At 70.4% G+C, this 16,200-nt stretch carries 16 protein-coding genes; 11 read left to right on the top strand and 5 right to left on the bottom strand.

The window, feature by feature from the left end; translation table 11 throughout:
* Positions 1–21 precede the first annotated feature (21 nt).
* Positions 22–432 carry a DUF6157 family protein gene (locus ACFY5A_RS01825; protein ID WP_341941347.1) on the bottom strand — a complete coding sequence of 137 codons (411 nt, stop codon included), beginning with the start codon at positions 430–432 and terminating at the stop codon, positions 22–24.
* Positions 433–510: 78 nt separating this feature from the next.
* On the opposite strand from ACFY5A_RS01825, the gene ACFY5A_RS01830 reads away from it, so the two are divergent.
* The 5 genes from ACFY5A_RS01830 (at position 511) to ACFY5A_RS01850 (ending at position 7,607) form a co-directional block, all read left to right on the top strand.
* On the top strand, positions 511–690 hold the full coding sequence (locus ACFY5A_RS01830; protein WP_223585913.1) for a PspC domain-containing protein: 180 nt from the start codon (positions 511–513) through the stop codon (positions 688–690).
* 38 nt (positions 691–728) lie between these two features.
* Positions 729–5,327: an ATP-dependent helicase gene (locus tag ACFY5A_RS01835; protein ID WP_387231450.1), complete on the top strand. Its 4,599-nt coding sequence runs from the start codon at positions 729–731 to the stop codon at positions 5,325–5,327.
* A 248-nt stretch (positions 5,328–5,575) separates the two neighbouring features.
* On the top strand, positions 5,576–6,346 hold the full coding sequence (locus ACFY5A_RS01840; RefSeq protein WP_387231452.1) for an EI24 domain-containing protein: 771 nt from the start codon (positions 5,576–5,578) through the stop codon (positions 6,344–6,346).
* A complete protein-coding gene (locus ACFY5A_RS01845; protein ID WP_341941344.1) occupies positions 6,346–7,119 on the top strand; it encodes a DNA-formamidopyrimidine glycosylase family protein in 774 nt (257 codons plus the stop codon). Before ACFY5A_RS01840 ends, ACFY5A_RS01845 begins: the two co-directional genes overlap by 1 nt.
* Before the next feature lie 80 nt (positions 7,120–7,199).
* Complete coding sequence (locus tag ACFY5A_RS01850; protein ID WP_105672833.1) at positions 7,200–7,607, top strand: DapH/DapD/GlmU-related protein; 408 nt, start codon at positions 7,200–7,202, stop codon at positions 7,605–7,607.
* 83 nt (positions 7,608–7,690) lie between these two features.
* On the opposite strand, the gene ACFY5A_RS01855 is transcribed toward ACFY5A_RS01850, so the two are convergent.
* Positions 7,691–8,350 carry a response regulator transcription factor gene (locus ACFY5A_RS01855; RefSeq protein ID WP_341941343.1) on the bottom strand — a complete coding sequence of 220 codons (660 nt, stop codon included), beginning with the start codon at positions 8,348–8,350 and terminating at the stop codon, positions 7,691–7,693.
* A complete protein-coding gene (locus ACFY5A_RS01860; RefSeq protein WP_341941342.1) occupies positions 8,343–9,542 on the bottom strand; it encodes a PspC domain-containing protein in 1,200 nt (399 codons plus the stop codon). Before ACFY5A_RS01860 ends, ACFY5A_RS01855 begins: the two co-directional genes overlap by 8 nt.
* A 113-nt stretch (positions 9,543–9,655) precedes the next feature.
* Here ACFY5A_RS01860 and ACFY5A_RS01865 point away from each other — a divergent pair, with 113 nt between their 5' ends.
* Genes ACFY5A_RS01865 through ACFY5A_RS01880 form a run of 4 tightly spaced genes read left to right on the top strand, consistent with a single transcriptional unit; the run spans position 9,656 to position 13,142 of the window.
* Positions 9,656–11,278 (top strand): PspC domain-containing protein, encoded by a 1,623-nt coding sequence (locus tag ACFY5A_RS01865; RefSeq protein ID WP_387231455.1) that lies wholly within the window; start codon positions 9,656–9,658, stop codon positions 11,276–11,278.
* Complete coding sequence (locus ACFY5A_RS01870) at positions 11,275–11,640, top strand: hypothetical protein (protein ID WP_387231457.1); 366 nt, start codon at positions 11,275–11,277, stop codon at positions 11,638–11,640. Before ACFY5A_RS01865 ends, ACFY5A_RS01870 begins: the two co-directional genes overlap by 4 nt.
* Positions 11,641–11,660: 20 nt before the next feature.
* Positions 11,661–12,401 (top strand): LysR substrate-binding domain-containing protein, encoded by a 741-nt coding sequence (locus ACFY5A_RS01875; RefSeq protein WP_387231459.1) that lies wholly within the window; start codon positions 11,661–11,663, stop codon positions 12,399–12,401.
* Between the two features lie 24 nt (positions 12,402–12,425).
* Positions 12,426–13,142, top strand: coding sequence for a GMP synthase (locus ACFY5A_RS01880; RefSeq protein WP_341941338.1), 717 nt, complete (start codon positions 12,426–12,428; stop codon positions 13,140–13,142).
* Positions 13,143–13,204: 62 nt separating this feature from the next.
* Here ACFY5A_RS01880 and ACFY5A_RS01885 read toward each other — a convergent pair whose 3' ends face one another.
* A complete protein-coding gene (locus ACFY5A_RS01885; RefSeq protein ID WP_105672839.1) occupies positions 13,205–13,672 on the bottom strand; it encodes a glutaminase in 468 nt (155 codons plus the stop codon).
* Between the two features lie 75 nt (positions 13,673–13,747).
* Between ACFY5A_RS01885 and purU the strand changes: the two genes are divergently transcribed.
* Positions 13,748–14,599, top strand: coding sequence for a formyltetrahydrofolate deformylase (gene purU, locus ACFY5A_RS01890; protein ID WP_105672840.1), 852 nt, complete (start codon positions 13,748–13,750; stop codon positions 14,597–14,599).
* A 188-nt stretch (positions 14,600–14,787) separates the two neighbouring features.
* Here purU and ACFY5A_RS01895 read toward each other — a convergent pair whose 3' ends face one another.
* Complete coding sequence (locus ACFY5A_RS01895; protein WP_387231462.1) at positions 14,788–15,819, bottom strand: NAD(P)H-dependent flavin oxidoreductase; 1,032 nt, start codon at positions 15,817–15,819, stop codon at positions 14,788–14,790.
* Positions 15,820–15,909: 90 nt separating this feature from the next.
* Between ACFY5A_RS01895 and ACFY5A_RS01900 the strand changes: the two genes are divergently transcribed.
* Positions 15,910–16,182 carry a DUF6412 domain-containing protein gene (locus tag ACFY5A_RS01900; RefSeq protein ID WP_341941335.1) on the top strand — a complete coding sequence of 91 codons (273 nt, stop codon included), beginning with the start codon at positions 15,910–15,912 and terminating at the stop codon, positions 16,180–16,182.
* The last annotated feature ends 18 nt before the right edge of the window (positions 16,183–16,200 follow it).

Genomic DNA, 16,200 nt, shown 5'->3' on the forward strand with positions numbered 1-16,200 from the left:
GGCGCAGAGGGCGTCCCTCACTCATGCGCGACGGCTCCGCATCGCCCGCGTGTGCGCGAGCGAGGGATCCGCGGCGAGGGCTGCGTACTCCTCGGACTCCCGGGGCACGAGGGCGACCCTGCCGTCGGCGTCGTGGAGGATGCCCCAGCCGTAGCGCTTGCCCAGCGGCGACGATCTCAAGCAGGGCTGGCCCTTCGAGAAGAACGCCGCCCTGGCGTCGTCGTCGTCCGATGCGATGCCGGCGCGGAGCGCGAACGTCTCGAAGACCACGTCGTCCGAGGTGCGTGCGTAGGGCTGTTCGGTGATCAGCCGGTAGTGGAGCGCGGCGATCGTCGGCTTCTCGGTCGTCGGCGGCTCGGTGGCGCCGTCTGCAGGGCAGTCGTCGGCGACCTCGATGAACGTCGAGACGTAGTTCGTCGTGTGGAGACCCATGCGCCCATCCTCGCGCGTCCCGCCGACATCAGCACGAGCATCCGTCATGAACGACGACGCAAGGGCAGTATGGGACCCATGAACCCTCTCGTGCGCCCCCGGGACGACCGCATGCTCGCCGGCGTCTGCGCCGCCCTCGCCCTGCGCTTCGGGGTGAAGGCGTCCACCGTCCGCGTGCTCAGTGTGCTGCTGGTGCTGTTCGCAGGTCTGTCGCTGTGGGCGTACGTGCTGCTCTGGATCGTCATCCCGAACGAGTGACCGGAGCCCATGTCGGTCCCCTCGGCGATGATGGAGGGATGAGCGACGCTTCGACAGGCTCAGAGCATCGCGTGCTCGACCGGTTCACCCCCGCGACGCAGGACTGGTTCCGTGGGGCCTTCACCGCGCCCACTCCGGCGCAGGCGGGTGCGTGGGACGCGATCTCGGCGGGCAAGCACGCCCTGGTCGTCGCACCGACGGGCTCGGGCAAGACGCTCTCGGCGTTCCTCTGGGCGATCGACAGCGTGTTCCGCGAGCGCATGGCGGCGGGCGGAGCGGAGCCGAAGAAGGATGCCGCCCGCACCCGCATCCTCTACATCTCGCCGCTGAAGGCGCTGGGCGTCGATGTCGAGCGCAATCTGCGCTCCCCCCTCATCGGCATCGGGCAGTCGGCCCGGCGCCTCGGAACGACCTCGCCGTCGGTCACGGTCGGGGTGCGGTCGGGCGACACGACGTCGAGCGACCGGCGCAAGCTCGTCTCCGATCCTCCGGACATCCTCATCACCACCCCGGAGTCGCTGTATCTGATGCTGACCAGTCGCGCCGGGGAGACCCTGCGCGACGTGCACACCGTGATCATCGACGAGGTGCACGCGGTGGCGGCGACCAAGCGCGGCGCGCATCTCGCGGTGAGCCTCGAGCGGCTCGACGCCCTGCGCACCGCCCACGGCGCCGAGCGCCCGGCGCAGCGCATCGGTCTGTCGGCCACGGTGCGGCCGATCGACGAGGTGGCGCGCTTCCTCGGCGGAGCGGCGCCGGTGGAGATCGTCGCGCCTCCCGCGTCCAAGACCTTCGAACTCGCCGTCGTCGTTCCGATGGATGACATGACGAACCCGCCGCCACCCCCGGGGGTCGCCGCCCCCGTCGACGGAGAGCCCGCCGAGTACACGGAGGTCACCGGCTCGATCTGGCCCCATGTCGAGGAGGCGATCGTCGATCGCATCCTCGAGAACAACTCCACGATCGTGTTCGCGAACTCGCGGAGGCTCGCCGAACGGCTCACGGGCCGCCTCAACGAGATCTACTCGGAGCGCAACGGCATCCCGCTGCCCGAGGCGACGATCCCCGCCGCGATGATGGCGCAGGCGGGGGCGACAGCGGGCGCCGACCCCGTGCTCGCGAAGGCCCACCACGGCTCGGTGTCGAAAGAGCAGCGGGCGCAGGTCGAGGAGGAGCTGAAGTCCGGCATCCTCCGCTGCGTCGTGGCGACCAGCAGCCTCGAGCTCGGCATCGACATGGGCGCGGTCGACCTCGTGATCCAGGTCGAGGCGCCGCCCTCCGCCGCCTCCGGCCTCCAGCGCGTCGGACGCGCGGGGCACCAGGTCGGCGAGATCAGCCGCGCCGCTCTCTTCCCCAAGCACCGAGGCGACGTGCTGCACACTGCCATCGTCACCGAGCGGATGCTGGCGGGGCAGATCGAGGCCATCCAGGTGCCGCGCAATCCGCTCGACATCCTGGCCCAGCAGACGGTCGCCGCCAGCGCGCTCGGCGAGATCAGCGTCGAGGAGTGGTTCGAGACGGTCCGCCGCTCGGCCCCCTTCCAGTCGCTCCCCCGCTCGGCGTACGAGGCGACGCTCGACCTGCTGGCGGGGCGCTTCCCGTCCGACGAGTTCGCCGAACTGCGGCCGCGTCTGGTGTGGGACAGGGATGCCGGCACACTGACCGGCCGTCCCGGTGCGCAGCGCATCGCCGTGACGAGCGGCGGCACGATCCCCGATCGCGGTCTGTTCGGGGTGTTCGTGGCCGGCGAGACCACGGGCGCGAGGGTCGGCGAGCTCGACGAGGAGATGGTCTACGAGTCGCGCGTCGGCGACGTGTTCACGCTCGGCACCACCAGCTGGCGCATCGCCGAGATCACGCACGACCGCGTCAACGTGATCCCCGCGTACGGCCAGCCGGGCAAGGTCCCGTTCTGGCACGGCGACGGCATCGGCCGCCCGTACGAGCTCGGAGAGGCCCTGGGCCGCTTCTCGCGCGAGGTGTCTGCGGCGACGCCCGAGAAGGCGGCGCAGCGCCTGATCGAGGCGGGTCTCGACGAGCAGGCGAGGGCGAACCTCATGGCGCACCTCACCGAGCAGCGAGAGGCCACCGGCACTCTTCCCACCGACAGGACTCTCACCGTCGAGCGCGGACGCGACGAGGTCGGCGACTGGCGCGTCATCCTGCATTCCCCGTACGGCATGAAGGTGCACGCCCCGTGGGCGCTCGCGATCAACGCGCGGGTCCGCGAGCGACTCGGCGTCGAGGGATCGGCGGTCGCGAGCGACGACGGCATCATCGTGCGCATCCCCGATGCCGAGGCCGAGCCTCCGGGGGCCGACCTCTTCGTGTTCGACCCCGACGAGCTGGAGCATCTGGTCACGGAGGAGGTCGGCGGCTCTGCCCTGTTCGCCTCCCGGTTCCGCGAGTGCGCGGCCCGGGCGCTGCTCATGCCGCGCATGAACCCGAACAAGCGGACGCCGCTGTGGCAGCAGCGTCAGCGCTCGGCGCAGCTGCTCGAGGTGGCGAGGCGGCATCCGACCTTCCCGGTGATCCTGGAGACCCTGCGCGAGGTGCTGCAGGACGTCTACGACCTGCCGTCGCTGCGAAAGCTCGCGACCGCGATCGCCGACCGACGCGTCCGGCTCGTCGAGACGCAGCCAGCGCAGCCGTCGCCCTACGCGCGCGATCTGCTGTTCGGGTACGTCGGCGCCTTCATGTACGAGGGCGATTCGCCGCTCGCCGAGCGCAGGGCCGCCGCGCTCTCGGTCGACCCCGCCCTGCTCGGCGAGTTGCTGGGGACGGTCGAGCTGCGTGAACTGCTCGATCCCGCGGTGATCGCGCAGTTCGAGCGAGAGGCCCAGCGCCTCGACCCCGAGCGCCGAGCTCGGGGTCTCGAGGGCGTCGCCGACCTGCTCAGGATGCTGGGACCGCTGGATGCCGCGGAGGTCGCAGAGCGGCTCGAGGAACCCTCGGATGCCGCCTCTCACCTCGACGCCCTCGTCGCCGCTCGCCGGGCGATCCCCGTGACCGTCGCCGGGGTGTCGCGGGTGGCGGCGATCGAAGACGCGGGTCGACTGCGCGACGCCCTCGGGGTCGCTCTCCCGACCGGCATCCCCGTGGCCTTCCTCGAACCGGTGGCCGATCCTCTCGGCGACCTCGTCGCCCGGCACGCCCGCACGCACGGTCCGTTCACGACGGATGCCGTCGCCTCTCGCTTCGGACTCGGCGCGGCCGTCGCACGCCACACCCTGCAGCGGCTGGAGACCGCCGGGCGCATCACCAGCGGATACTTCCTGCCGGAGGCCGCAGGCAGCGCCTCCGATCTGGAGTGGTGCGACACCGAGGTGCTGCGGCGTCTGCGGATGCGCTCGCTCGCCGCCATCCGCGGCAGCGTCGAGCCGGTGTCCCCCGAGGCGTACGCGCGGTTCCTCCCCGACTGGCAGCATCTGAGGCGCCCCCTCGACGGCCTCGACGGGGTGCTCAGCGTGATCGAGCAGTTCGCCGGAGTGCCGATCCCCGCGAGCGCGTGGGAGTCGCTGGTGCTCCCCTCGCGCGTGCACGACTACGTTCCCGCGATGCTCGATGAGCTGACGGCCGCCGGCGAGGTCGTCTGGGCCGGCAACGGCACGCTCCCCGGTCGCGACGGCTGGGTGTCGCTGCACCCTGCCGACCTCGCTCCCTTCACGCTCCCCGAGCCCGAGACGGAGCTGGCGACCGGATCCCTGGAGGCGCAGGTGCTGTCGGCCCTGCACGCCGGGGGCGCCTACTTCGCCGCACAGCTGAAGGAGATGGCCGGCGCCGAGAACGAGCAGTCCGTGCTCGACGCACTGTGGTCGCTGACCTGGGCGGGGCGGGTCACCAACGACACCTTCTCGCCGTTGCGATCGCTGCTCGCCGGCGGCTCGCAGGCGCACAAGGTCACCCGCCGGGCGCCGCGAGCACGCACCTACCGCGGGGTGTCCCTCACCCGCACCGCCCCGAGGCCGACGTCCATCGGAGGCCGCTGGTCGCTCCTGCCCGCAGTGGAGACGGATGCCGCGCGCCGCGCGACCGTCACGGCGGGGCTCCTTCTCGACAGGTACGGCGTCGTCACCCGCGGTGCCGTGCATGCCGAGGGCGTGCCCGGCGGCTTCGCTCAGGCGTATCGGGTGCTGGCGGGCTTCGAAGAGGCCGGGCACTGCCGTCGCGGCTACGTCATCGAGAAGCTGGGGGCCGCGCAGTTCGCGGCGTCCGCGACCGTCGACCGGCTCCGCACCTTCGCCGGTCTCGCCGACCCTCCGCCGCGTACGGCGGTCACGCTCGCGGCGACCGATCCGGCGAACCCGTACGGCGCCGCACTCGGCTGGCCGCGTCGTGAGGGCGTCTCCCACCGTCCTGGGCGTAAGGCGGGCGGGCTGGTCGTGCTGGTCGACGGAGCGCTCGTGCTGTACCTCGAACGGGGTGGTCGCACGGTGCTGTCGTTCAGCGACGACCTCGATGTGCTGCGGGCGGCCTCGTCCGACCTGGCGGCGACGGCGCGAGCCAGGCGCCTCGACACCCTCACAGTCGAGAAGGTGAACGGCGACGGCGTCTACGGCACCGACTTCGCGCTCGCCCTGCAGGAGGCCGGGTTCGTCGTCACCCCGCGCGGGTACACGCTCCGCAGAGCGATCTGAGCTCCTGCTCCTGACCGGCCGTTCCTGCACGACTTCGGAGCCGACCTTCCGGGCACAGTTTCGGAGCCGGCCTGCCGGGCACAGTTTCGGAGCCGACGCCCGACACGCCGGAGACGAAGCAACACACTCGGCGCGTCCTCCGTGCGCTCCGAAGGTGTGCCCGTCCGAACGACGCTCGTCGCTTCTCCGAGCATCCGATCTGATCGGGCCGTCATCGCGATGTCGTCCTCGACGCATACCCTGGTCACATGATCCAGGAGTTCGGCATCGGTGTGCGGACGCTGCTGCGCGGGTTCATGCTGTGGCGCACGCGTCCAGGGCTGATGAACCTCGGTCTCGTCCCCGCGCTCATCTCGCTCGCGATCCTCGCGGCGGTGCTGCTGCCGCTGGTCTTCGGGATGACGTCGATCTCGGCGTGGCTGACCCCGTTCGCGGAGGAGTGGCCCGCGCCGTGGAAGGGACTGGTCCGTGGCGCCGTCGGGTTCGTCGTCGTCGCGGCCGCCATCGCGCTGTCCACCGTGGTGTTCAGCGCACTGACGCTGACGATCGGCGACCCCTTCTACCAGCGCATCTGGCATGCCGTCGAGGTCGACCTCGGCGACCCTCCGCCTTCCGATGGAGGCGGGTTCTGGTCGGCCCTCGCCGAAGGCCTGCGCCTGGTCGTTCTCGGCATCCTGATCGCCTTCGTCGTGCTCCTGATCGGCTTCGTCCCGCTGATCGGCGGCTTCCTGGCGGCCGTGCTCGGAGTGATCCTCTCCGGTCGGCTTCTCGCTCGGGAGCTCACGGGCCGCGCGTTCGACGCTCGCGACTTCAGCCCGCTCGACAGGGCGGCGCTCTTCTCGGGCAGCAGGGCGCGGGTGCTGGGTTTCGGTGTGGCGACGCAGCTGTGCTTCCTGATCCCCGGAGGCGCCGTCGTCGTCATGCCGGTCGCCGTCGCCGCGTCGACGATGCTCGCGCGCGACATGATGGCGCGCACCCCGCTGACACCGCTGACACCCCCGGGAACTCGGCCCATCTGATGCCCGAAGGCGACACCGTCTTCCGCACTGCGAAGCGACTCGACGACGCTCTGGCCGGCGCCGAGGTCACCCGCTTCGACCTCAGGGTGCCGCGGGCCGCGACCGTGGATCTGACCGGTCAGCTGGTTCACGGCGCGGTGGCCAGGGGCAAGCACCTGCTGCTGCGGATCGGGGACAGCACGGTGCATTCGCATCTGCGCATGGACGGCGCCTGGTTCGTGTACGCCCCCGGGGAGAAGTGGCGGCATCCGGCGTATAAGGTCCGCGCGATCGTCGGCACGGCGAAGCGCGAGGCGGTCGGCGTCGACCTGGCTGAGATCGAGGTGGTGCCGACTCGCGACGAGGCTCAACTCATCGGCTACCTCGGCCCCGATCCCCTCTCGGAGGATTGGGATGCCGAGGAGGCGATCCGCAGACTCGAGGCGGATCCGAGGAGCGTTCACGTCGCCCTCCTGGATCAGCGCAATGTCGCCGGGTTCGGCAATGAGTACGCGGCGGAACTCCTGTTCCTGCGCGGAATCCTCCCCGAGAGACCCGTGCAGGACGTGGACGTCGCCGCCCTGGTGGATCTCGGTGTCAGGACGATCCGAGCGAATCGCGACCGGGCCGACCGCACCTTCACCGGAGTCAATCGTCCGGGGCAGACGACGTGGGTCTACGGACGGGCCGGACGCCCTTGTCGACGCTGCGGGACCCCGATCCGGAAGGGATCTCAGGGCGCGGATCCGACCCGTGAACGGGTGACGTTCTGGTGTCCGAGCTGCCAACGATGAGCAGCATCCCGGTTCGGGAATGAAATCGGCTGTCCCGTCGTTGTTGCTATATCCGGAGAACTCCGGACACGGGAGGAATCGTGGGCAAGAACTACGTCGACATCGAGAACGACCAGGGCGGGACGCTGCGCTACCGTAAGCACGCGAATGGCCGAGGTCTCGTCGCGCATGGCGCGAAGGTGCATCCCAAGGCGCACATCGAGGCCGGCGCCTATATCGAACCCGGCGCGCGCGTCGGCGCCGGGGCGACGATCGCGCGCGGAGCGTGGGTCGACGCGGATGCCGTGATCGGCGACAACGCGCACATCGATGCGCACGCGCACATCGGTCAGGGCGCTGCGATCGGGGATGGGGCGCATGTGGGCGTCCGCACCGAGATCGGCGCTGGTGCACGCATCGTGCGTGGAGCGCGTATCGGTGACGACGAGACCGTCGCCGCCGGTCTCACCGTTGCGACGGACCCGAAGGGCCTCTGGCTCGCGGCCTGAGCGGGCTCAGCCACCGCCGCGGGTTGCATGACGGTGTGCGTGCGTCAGAGCAATCTCCGCTCCGGAGTGCGTGACGGCACGCGTCAGAGCAATCTTCGCTCCGACGCCCAGACCGTCAGTTCATGTCGTGATGACAGTTGGAGTTTGCGAAGCACCGCGGACACATGCGTCTCGACTGTCTTGATCGAGATGAACAGCTCGGACGCGACCTCCTTGTAGGCATAGCCTCGCGCGATCAGTCGCATGACCTCCTGCTCGCGCGACGACAGCCTGTCGAGTTCATCCTGCGCGGTGGCGGTCTCCCCTGCGACGGCGCCGAACGCGTCGAGCACGAAACCCGCGAGCCGAGGAGAGAACACCGCGTCCCCGTCCGCCACTGCGCGCACGGCGCTGCTCACCTCAACGCCCGACGAGCCCTTGGTGATGTACCCCCGGGCTCCGGCTCGGATCACGCGAACCACGTCTTCCGCGGCATCCGACACGCTCAGCGCGAGGAAGCGGGCGGTCGTCGACGTGGAGCTTCGGATCACCTCCTCACCGCCGGTCGCATCCGTACCCCCACCCCCGGGGAGATGAACGTCGAGCAGCACGACGTCGGGGCCGGTCTCGCGGATGACGGCGATCGCCGACGGGACGTCGGCTGCTTCTCCGACCACGTCGACCGTCGCATCGAGATCTGCGCGAAGACCGGATCGGAAGATCGAGTGGTCGTCGACGATCACGACGCGGATGGCCTCAGCCACGGTTCTCTCCTGGGGTCGGGAGGTGCAGATGGATCTCGGTGCCCTTGTCGTCGCTGCGTACGGTTCCGGTACCGCCGTACCGGCGCATGCGTCCGACGATCGACTCGCGCACCCCGAGGCGATCGCTCGGCACCTCGTCGAGAGCGAACCCTGCGCCACGGTCTCTGATGAACACATCCACCCCCGCCGCGCTGCCCTCGATGTAGACGGAGATCTCCCCGCCGGCGTGCCTGGCCGCATTCAGCATCGCCTCCCGCGCCGCGGCGGCGAGCCCTCCGCTCGCTCGTTCGGCTGAGAGGCCCGCCGACACGACGTCGATCCGCACCGGGAAGTCGAGTTCGAGAGCACCCGCATAGTCCCTCAGATCGGTGGGCAGATCGCTGTCCGCCGGGGCATCGCCGTCGTACAACCACGCTCGAAGCTCCCGCTCCTGCGCTCGAGCGAGCCGCGCCGCCTCACTCGACGCTCCTGCCCTGTTCTGGATCAACGCGAGCGTCTGCAGCACCGAGTCGTGCAAGTGCGCAGCCATCTCGCTGCGCTGCTCCTCGCGGATGCGGCGCACGCGTTCGCCGGTCAGCTCCTTCCACCGATGGATGAGCGTCGACGACAGCACGGCGAGCAGACCGGCGAGCGGCAGCAGCACGAGGGCGACGCTGGCCTCGCCTGCGGGCCGCATGAGCAGAAGGGCGAAGAGGAGCGCGAGGAGCAGGACCGCCAGCGCTCTGACGATCAGAGTATGCCGCGGTCCGCGGTCCGCGTCGGTGCGGTCGAACAGCGTCGCCCACAGCCCTGCCCCCGCAGCGAGCGAGGTCGTCGCGGTGACCACCACCGCGGCCTCACCGGCGGACACCCCGCCGAGCCAGCTGCCGCCGATGCTCCACGAGAGCACGACGATCACGCCGACAGCCGCCGGGGCGAGGAGCATCCAGGCCACAGGCGCTCGCCTGGTCGGAGTCTGCTCACCCTCGGCCCACGGCATGAACGCCCAGAACCAGAGGTAGAGGAGCAGGCCGGCCCCGCCGGACAGCAGCAGGACGACGAACAACGCGCGCACCGTCCACAACGGCGCACTGAGATGCCTGGCCACTCCGGTGCTCACACCGGCGACGACGCACTCGCGATCGCGCACCAGCGGAGGGCGCGCGGGCGCGGAGACCTGGGGAGGTCGTGCAGACGCGGCCGAAGAGGACATGACGACATCCAATCATCCGCGACGACGATCCGAGCCTCCAGTCGACGACAATCAGGGTCCGCTCAGGGGTTCACCCCATGGAACCCGGCATCCGATGTCGAGAAGATCGATGCATGACGATTCCCACAGAGCCGCCACCTGCGGCAGCGGAGACCGACGACGAGGCTGCAGAGGCTCTTCCCTCTGACGCCGCCCCCGATCCCTCTCCCGCCGCGACTCCCCCGGCCTCGGACTCCTGGACGGGAACGGCCGCCGGTGCGCACACCGCCCCTCCTCACAGCACCGATCGATTCTTCCTCTGGGTATCCGGCCTCGGCATCGCCAGGACCGATGGGTGGCTCGGCGGCGTCGCCGCGGGCATCGCCGTCCGCCTGCGCATCGATCCGCTGATCGTGCGCGGCGTGCTCGTCGTCGCCGCCCTCTTCGGATTGCCGGTGATCTTCCTCTACGCACTGGCGTGGGCGCTCCTGCCTGACTCGGACGGACGCATCCACACCCGCGATCTGCTGCGGGGCGACTACCAGCCCGTCCAGATCGGCATCCTCGCGATGGCCGTCATCGGGCTCATCCCCACCGCCCCCATCACCGGAACCGTCTTCGGTCTCGGCTACGCCGGATGGTCTGCGCTCTCGCTGATCAGCTGGCTCGTCGGACTCGTGATCGTCGCCGGACTGCTCTTCCTCATCGTGCGTGCCGCAAGCCGCACCCCGGGTGCCGCTGCGCCGGATCTGCTGATGGCTTCCGCAGATCCCGCCGCCCCGGGCGCGCCCGTCACCCTCAACGACTCGGGTACCGCTGAGGGGACGGGCGCCACTCCCACGAACCTCGCGCCGCCCGCCGCCGCCCCGGTGCGCCCGGAGCCTCCGGGCGCACCGGTGGCGAACGACCCCGAATCCCTCGCGGCGTGGCGAGCTCAGCATGCTGCGTGGAAGGAACAGGACCAGGCCTGGAGACGCCAGCAGCAGGATGCCGAGCGTGCCGTGCGCGACCAGCTGCGCAGAGAACGTCAGGCTGAGGCGGCGGTCTTCGCCACAGAGGCCGCTGAGCGCCGACGCGTACGCAGGGCATCGAATCCTCGAGCGAGCTTCGCCTACGTCGCCGCTGTCATCGGGCTGGCGATCGTCGCCGGTTCCGGCGTCACGCTGTTCACCCTGCAGAGCGGGCTCGGCGAGGCGGCAGGAGCGATCGGTCTCCTCTCGGCAGCTCTGATGCTCGCCCTCGGGATGATCGTCGCCGGCGCCTGGCGCCGACGCAGTGGCTTCCTCGCCTTCGTGACAGCGCTCACACTCGCCGCGGGCCTGATCACCGGGAGCGTCGCGTCGTTCTCAGACCTCGCTTTCGGATCGCGGGGAATCTCGAATGTCGCCGCTCAGACGATCAATCAGCCCTTCGGCGACCTCTACATGACGCTCATGCCCCATGACGACGGCCCCCGACCGCTCGTGGTGAACAAGGGCTCGGGCTCGACGCAGATCGACCTCGAAGCCGGGGTCCGGCTTGATCTGAAGGCCACGGTCGGCGCGCTCCCCGTCGAGTGGGTGCGCATCGACGACGAGACCGGCACGGTGGTCGACAGCGGCATCTGGACGTCCGCCGACCGGCACGGTTCACAGACGCTGAACACCAGCGTCGTCGCGGACCGAGGTTCGATCACCACCATCCAGCCTGTGACCATCACCCAGCGATCGGGCAGCATCACCGTCACGATCCATGAACCCGCAGAGGAAGAACGATGAGCACCGACGACTACACGGCACCGCCCGCGCCGACCGTGGCGCTGGAGCCTCCCGCGGCCGCGACCGCCACCGTGGTTCCCTCCCCCGCCGCCGCGATGGCAGCGGCGTCCGCCCCGGCCCCTCCGCGTACACGCTGGGCGGCCATCATCTGGGGAACGCTGTTCGCCGTGATCGCGGGCAACGCGATCTTCCTCCTCGCCGACGATGCACGGCGTGAAGGGATCGCGGGATGGATGCTCGATCTCACACCGATGACCGTGACATCCTTCGCTCTGCTGGTCGCGGGTGGGCTTGTCCTCCTCCTCGGCGCGATCGGTCTGATCCGCCGCGTTCAACGACGTGCGGCATCCCGAACCCCCTAGTCCGGGGATACCCTGGTCTGATGGCGAAACAACCGCGGCGCCCCTCGCGTCCCCGCGGCCCGGCCGGGCCCGTACGCAAGAACAAGGCGGCTCCGGCTGAACGCTATCCTCCGCGCAAGCCCCCGAAGAAGACGTCTCCGGTGGTGTTCGACGCGCAGGACCTCACGACCGAGGAGGCACGCACGTTCCGCCTCGGCGCCGTCGTCGGCGCGACCCCGGGCAAATGGATCGATGCGTGGAAAGACCGGATGCCCAAGGTTCCGCTCGAGCTCGTCCCGATCACGGTGTCCACCCAGAAGTCCGCGATCGACGAGGTCGACGCGGCGCTGGTGCGATTGCCGCTCACCGATGATGCTCTTCACGTCATCACGCTGTACGACGAGCTGCCCGTCGTGGTCGCCGCAATCGACTCGCATCTCCTCGCCGCTGACGAGCTGACCTCGTCCGACCTCGACGGCGAGGTCGTGATCCCCCTGCTCGACGACGCCCTCAGCCAGCTCGACCTGCCCGGTACGACTCTCGCCTCGTTCGCGCCGCTCTCCGCCGAGAACGCGATCGAGACCGCGGCCTCCGGAGTTGGCATCGTGGTGGTGCCGATGTCCATCGCCCGACTGCACCACCGCAAGGACGTCGACTACCGCATCCTCACCGACGGCCCGATCTCGACGGTCGCTCTCGCCTGGCCCCGCGATCGCACAACCGCCGACGTCGACACCTTCGTCGGCATCGTTCGAGGCCGCACCGCCAACTCGTCCCGCTGAGCCCGCGCTCAGTAGAATCTCCGAATGGCCTCGCTTCTCTACGTCTGCGTGCGCCCGGAGACCGGGGCGGCGGATGCCGAACACGCATCCTTCCGGCGCGCCCTCGGGGTCGACGTAGTCGACCGCCTCAACCTCCTCGACGAGCCGCTCGACCTCACGCGCCTCGCCCGCTACCGCGGCGTCGTCATCGGAGGGTCCCCTTTCAACGTGAGCGACGCCGCGAAGTCGCCGCTGCAACGTCGGGTCGAAGCCGATCTCGAACGCCTCGCCCAGCACTCCATCGACGGCGGGATCGCGGCGTTCTTCACCTGCTTCAGCATCGGCGTGGTCACACGGATGCTCGGCGGAGAAGTGGCGAACGACACCCCCGAGTCGGCGAGCGCCACCGTCATCGAGACCACACCCGAGGGCGACGTCGACCCGATCTTCGGTCCGAGCGCGCCGGCGCTCACGGTGTTCACCGCGCACAAGGAGAGCGCCGTCGCCGTCCCCGAGGGCGCCGTGCTGCTCGCCACGAACGCGACCTGCCCCGTGCAGGCGTACCGCGTGGGCGCCCACCTGTACACGGCGCAGTTCCACCCGGAACCCACCCCGCGCGACTTCGCCGACCGGATGACGTTCTACCGCACCACCGGCTACTTCGACCCGGACGAGTTCGATCTCGTGCAGGGCCAGGTGCTCGCGGCATCCGTCACCGAGGGCGCGGCACTGCTTCGACGATTCGCCGAGCACTTCGCCTGAGCAACCGGCACTGGGCCCTGCTCCGATGCCACGATCGCCTCAGACAGAACCACGGACTCCGCTCAGCGACCCGCCTCGCGCAGCAGCTCCACGCGCTCGCGAAGGTACGCCTCCAGAGGCATGAACCCGCCCGCCGCGCTCCACCGCACGGACGGCACACCGTCGATCGACGCCAGCGGACCGGACGCACCGCCGGCATCCACGGCATCCACGTCGATCACGGTCCAGCCGACGTGCGCGACGTCGCCCTCGCCGAATCCGCCGCGCAGGGCCAGCGCCCGCCGCTCCGCCCGATCGCGCGCCGACTCGGCGGTGAACCCCCGACGTCCGAGCTCCGCAGCCCGCAGCACCTCGGCCGTCGCGAGCGCGTGCGACTCGGTGAGCAGCAGCACGCCAAGGTGCCAGGCCTCGCCGACCCTCACGATGCGGTGCCCTCGCCAGCGCGACTCGCGCTCCTCGCCGAGCCCCTCCTTCGGCGCGCCGGAGAGGGCGCTTCGAGCGTCATCGAGCAGCTGTGCGGCAGTGTCCACGCCTCCAGGTTAGGAGCCGATTCGCCCGGTCGTCGCATCCACGGCAGAATCGTTGCACACCCTCGAGGAGCCCCCATGTCTCAGCCAGATACCGCCCGCCTGCTCATCGCCTGCGACGATCAGCCCGGCATCGTCGCCGCCGTCGCCGGCGTGCTCGCGGAGCACGGGGCCAACATCATCTCCCTCGACCAGCACTCCACGGACTCCGAAGGCGGACGATTCTTCCAGCGCACCGTCATCCACCTGCCCGGTCTCTCCGCCGCCAGGACCGCCCTTGAAGCGGACCTCGAGAAGGTCGCCGAACGGTTCGGCATGGAGTGGTCGCTGCACGACACCGCTCGCCGCAAGCGCGTCGCGATCTTCGTCTCGAAGTACGACCACTGCCTCATGGAACTCCTGTGGCGCACGCAGCGCGGCCAGCTCGACATCGACATCACGATGGTCGTGTCGAACCACCCCGACCTCGCGGAGTCGGTCCGCTCCTTCGGCGTGCCGTTCGTGCACATCCCCTCGGGTGACAAGCAGCTCATGGAAGAGCGGCAGCTGGAGCTGCTGCGCGGCAACGTCGACCTCGTCGTCCTGGCCCGCTACATGCAGATCCTCACCGACGACTTCATCGAGCGCCTCGGCGCCCCGGTGATCAACATCCACCACTCGTTCCTGCCGGCGTTCATCGGCGCGAACCCCTATGCCAGGGCCAAGGACCGGGGCGTCAAGCTCATCGGCGCGACCGCGCACTACGCGACGGCCGACCTCGACGAGGGGCCGATCATCGAGCAGGACGTGACCCGGGTGACGCACTCCGAGTCGGCCTCCGAGCTGCAGAGCCGCGGCGCCGACGTCGAGCGCCTCGTCCTCGCCCGCGCTGTGCAGTGGCACGCCGAGGACCGCGTCATCGTGCACGGCCGCTCGACCGTCATCCTCTAGCCCGCCCGCCTCCGCGCGCACGCGTCGTCAAGGCGCGAGGGTCAGAGACCGCCGCCTTCGAGGGCCCCCACCCGACCGTTCTCGACCCCTCACCTCGTGCCAAATGTGAGGGGTCGGAAAACGTCGCCTCACGGCGTCCACACCCGACCGTTCCTGACTCCTCGCTCGCACGCGCCGCACGCGCGCCCTCAGCGCACCGGGACTCCCGCCACGAGTTCGGCGAACGCCTCGGATGCCGTGGCGTAGCGCGCGAGCGGGGCGGACTGCCCCATCCAGAGCGACTGGAGCTCCCCGAGGTTCTGCTCCCCCGCGGCGGCGCGGAACCGCCCGGTGAGCCAGTTCTGCATCGGGAACGGCGCGATCGTGCCGCTTGCCTCGATCGCCCTCATCGCCCTGTTGCGCGCCCCGCGAGCGAGACGACCGCTCATCGCCCTGGTCAGCACGGTCTCGTCGGCCGCCGTCGCGCGGATCGCATCGCGATGGGCATCGGTCACCGCCGATTCCTCCGTCGCCAGGAACGCCGTGCCGACCTGCACCCCGGAGGCGCCCAGCGCGAAGGCGGCGGCGACGCCGCGACGGTCGGCGATGCCGCCTGCCGCGATCACGGGCACGTCGACGGCATCCACCACCTGCGGGAGCAGGGAGAAGAGTCCGACGAGCGATTCCTCGGCAGGCCGCAGGAACGACACTCGGTGCCCCGCGGCCTCCGCCCCGGTCGCGACGATCGCATCCACCCCTGACCCGGCGAGCGCCACCGCTTCGCCGACGGTGGTCGCCGTGCCCACCACACGGATGCCGCGGCGATGCGCGTCGTCGACCAGCTCGGCTGACGGCACCCCGAAGACGACGCTGAGCACCGCGGGGGCGGCCTCGAGGATCGCATCCGTCTGCTCCTCCAGCGACGGCAGGTACTGCGCGGGGCGCGGAGGCACGTCGACGCCGACGGCCTCGTAGAAGGGCGCGAGGGCCTGCGCGAAGATCGCGTGCTGCGCGTTCGGCTCGACCTCGTCGCCCGTCGGCAGCCAGATGTTCACGGCGAACGGCTGGGCCGTCGCGTTCCGCAGCGCCGCGATCGTGGCACGGATCCTGTCGGCGTCGTAGCCGTACAGCCCGTACGATCCGAGTCCTCCCGCCTCGCTGACGGCGGCCGTGAGCGGCACGGACGACAGCCCGCCGAACGGGCCGAGGACGATCGGATGCGCGACGTCGAAGAGGCTCATGCTTCGACGTTACGCCCGCAGCGCACAGCCGCGGCGGAGTATGACCGTTCCCCGCACGCGGTGATACCCTCGGCTCGGAGAGGGGTGCGCATGAGCGAGTGGATCAGCCAGATGCTGGGCTTCGTCGCGACCGCCCTCGGCCTCGTGTCTATGCCCGATGCCGCAGCGCTCGGTCTCGCGATCGCCCTGGTCGCGCTGGCCGCCCTCACCATCGCCCTCGCCCTGGCCGTCGGGCCCGCTCCGGATGCCGATGCTCCACACCCGCTGCGCGCCATCGACATCGGCGCGCTGCTGAGTCAGAGCGATCCGGATGCCGCAGGCCACCCGCGCCCTCGTGCGCCGGGAGTCGCCGTCGCCGCGTAGTCCGTCTCTCGTACGGGA

The sequence above is a fragment of the Microbacterium sp. NPDC012755 genome (genome assembly GCF_042901325.1).
GTDB lineage: Bacteria > Actinomycetota > Actinomycetes > Actinomycetales > Microbacteriaceae > Microbacterium > Microbacterium natoriense.

What these genes read in the sequence shown, in the direction of transcription:
- ACFY5A_RS01870 (WP_387231457.1), top strand. Translation starts at nt 11,275, where the DNA reads ATGAGCACCGACGACTACACGGCACCGCCCGCGCCGACCGTGGCGCTG.
- ACFY5A_RS01895 (WP_387231462.1), bottom strand. Translation starts at nt 15,819, where the DNA reads ATGAGCCTCTTCGACGTCGCGCATCCGATCGTCCTCGGCCCGTTCGGC.
- ACFY5A_RS01860 (WP_341941342.1), bottom strand. Translation starts at nt 9,542, where the DNA reads ATGTCCTCTTCGGCCGCGTCTGCACGACCTCCCCAGGTCTCCGCGCCC.
- ACFY5A_RS01845 (WP_341941344.1), top strand. Translation starts at nt 6,346, where the DNA reads ATGCCCGAAGGCGACACCGTCTTCCGCACTGCGAAGCGACTCGACGAC.
- ACFY5A_RS01830 (WP_223585913.1), top strand. Translation starts at nt 511, where the DNA reads ATGAACCCTCTCGTGCGCCCCCGGGACGACCGCATGCTCGCCGGCGTC.
- ACFY5A_RS01900 (WP_341941335.1), top strand. Translation starts at nt 15,910, where the DNA reads ATGAGCGAGTGGATCAGCCAGATGCTGGGCTTCGTCGCGACCGCCCTC.
- ACFY5A_RS01825 (WP_341941347.1), bottom strand. Translation starts at nt 432, where the DNA reads ATGGGTCTCCACACGACGAACTACGTCTCGACGTTCATCGAGGTCGCC.
- purU (WP_105672840.1), top strand. Translation starts at nt 13,748, where the DNA reads ATGTCTCAGCCAGATACCGCCCGCCTGCTCATCGCCTGCGACGATCAG.
- ACFY5A_RS01840 (WP_387231452.1), top strand. Translation starts at nt 5,576, where the DNA reads ATGATCCAGGAGTTCGGCATCGGTGTGCGGACGCTGCTGCGCGGGTTC.
- ACFY5A_RS01880 (WP_341941338.1), top strand. Translation starts at nt 12,426, where the DNA reads ATGGCCTCGCTTCTCTACGTCTGCGTGCGCCCGGAGACCGGGGCGGCG.
- ACFY5A_RS01865 (WP_387231455.1), top strand. Translation starts at nt 9,656, where the DNA reads ATGACGATTCCCACAGAGCCGCCACCTGCGGCAGCGGAGACCGACGAC.
- ACFY5A_RS01835 (WP_387231450.1), top strand. Translation starts at nt 729, where the DNA reads ATGAGCGACGCTTCGACAGGCTCAGAGCATCGCGTGCTCGACCGGTTC.
- ACFY5A_RS01875 (WP_387231459.1), top strand. Translation starts at nt 11,661, where the DNA reads ATGGCGAAACAACCGCGGCGCCCCTCGCGTCCCCGCGGCCCGGCCGGG.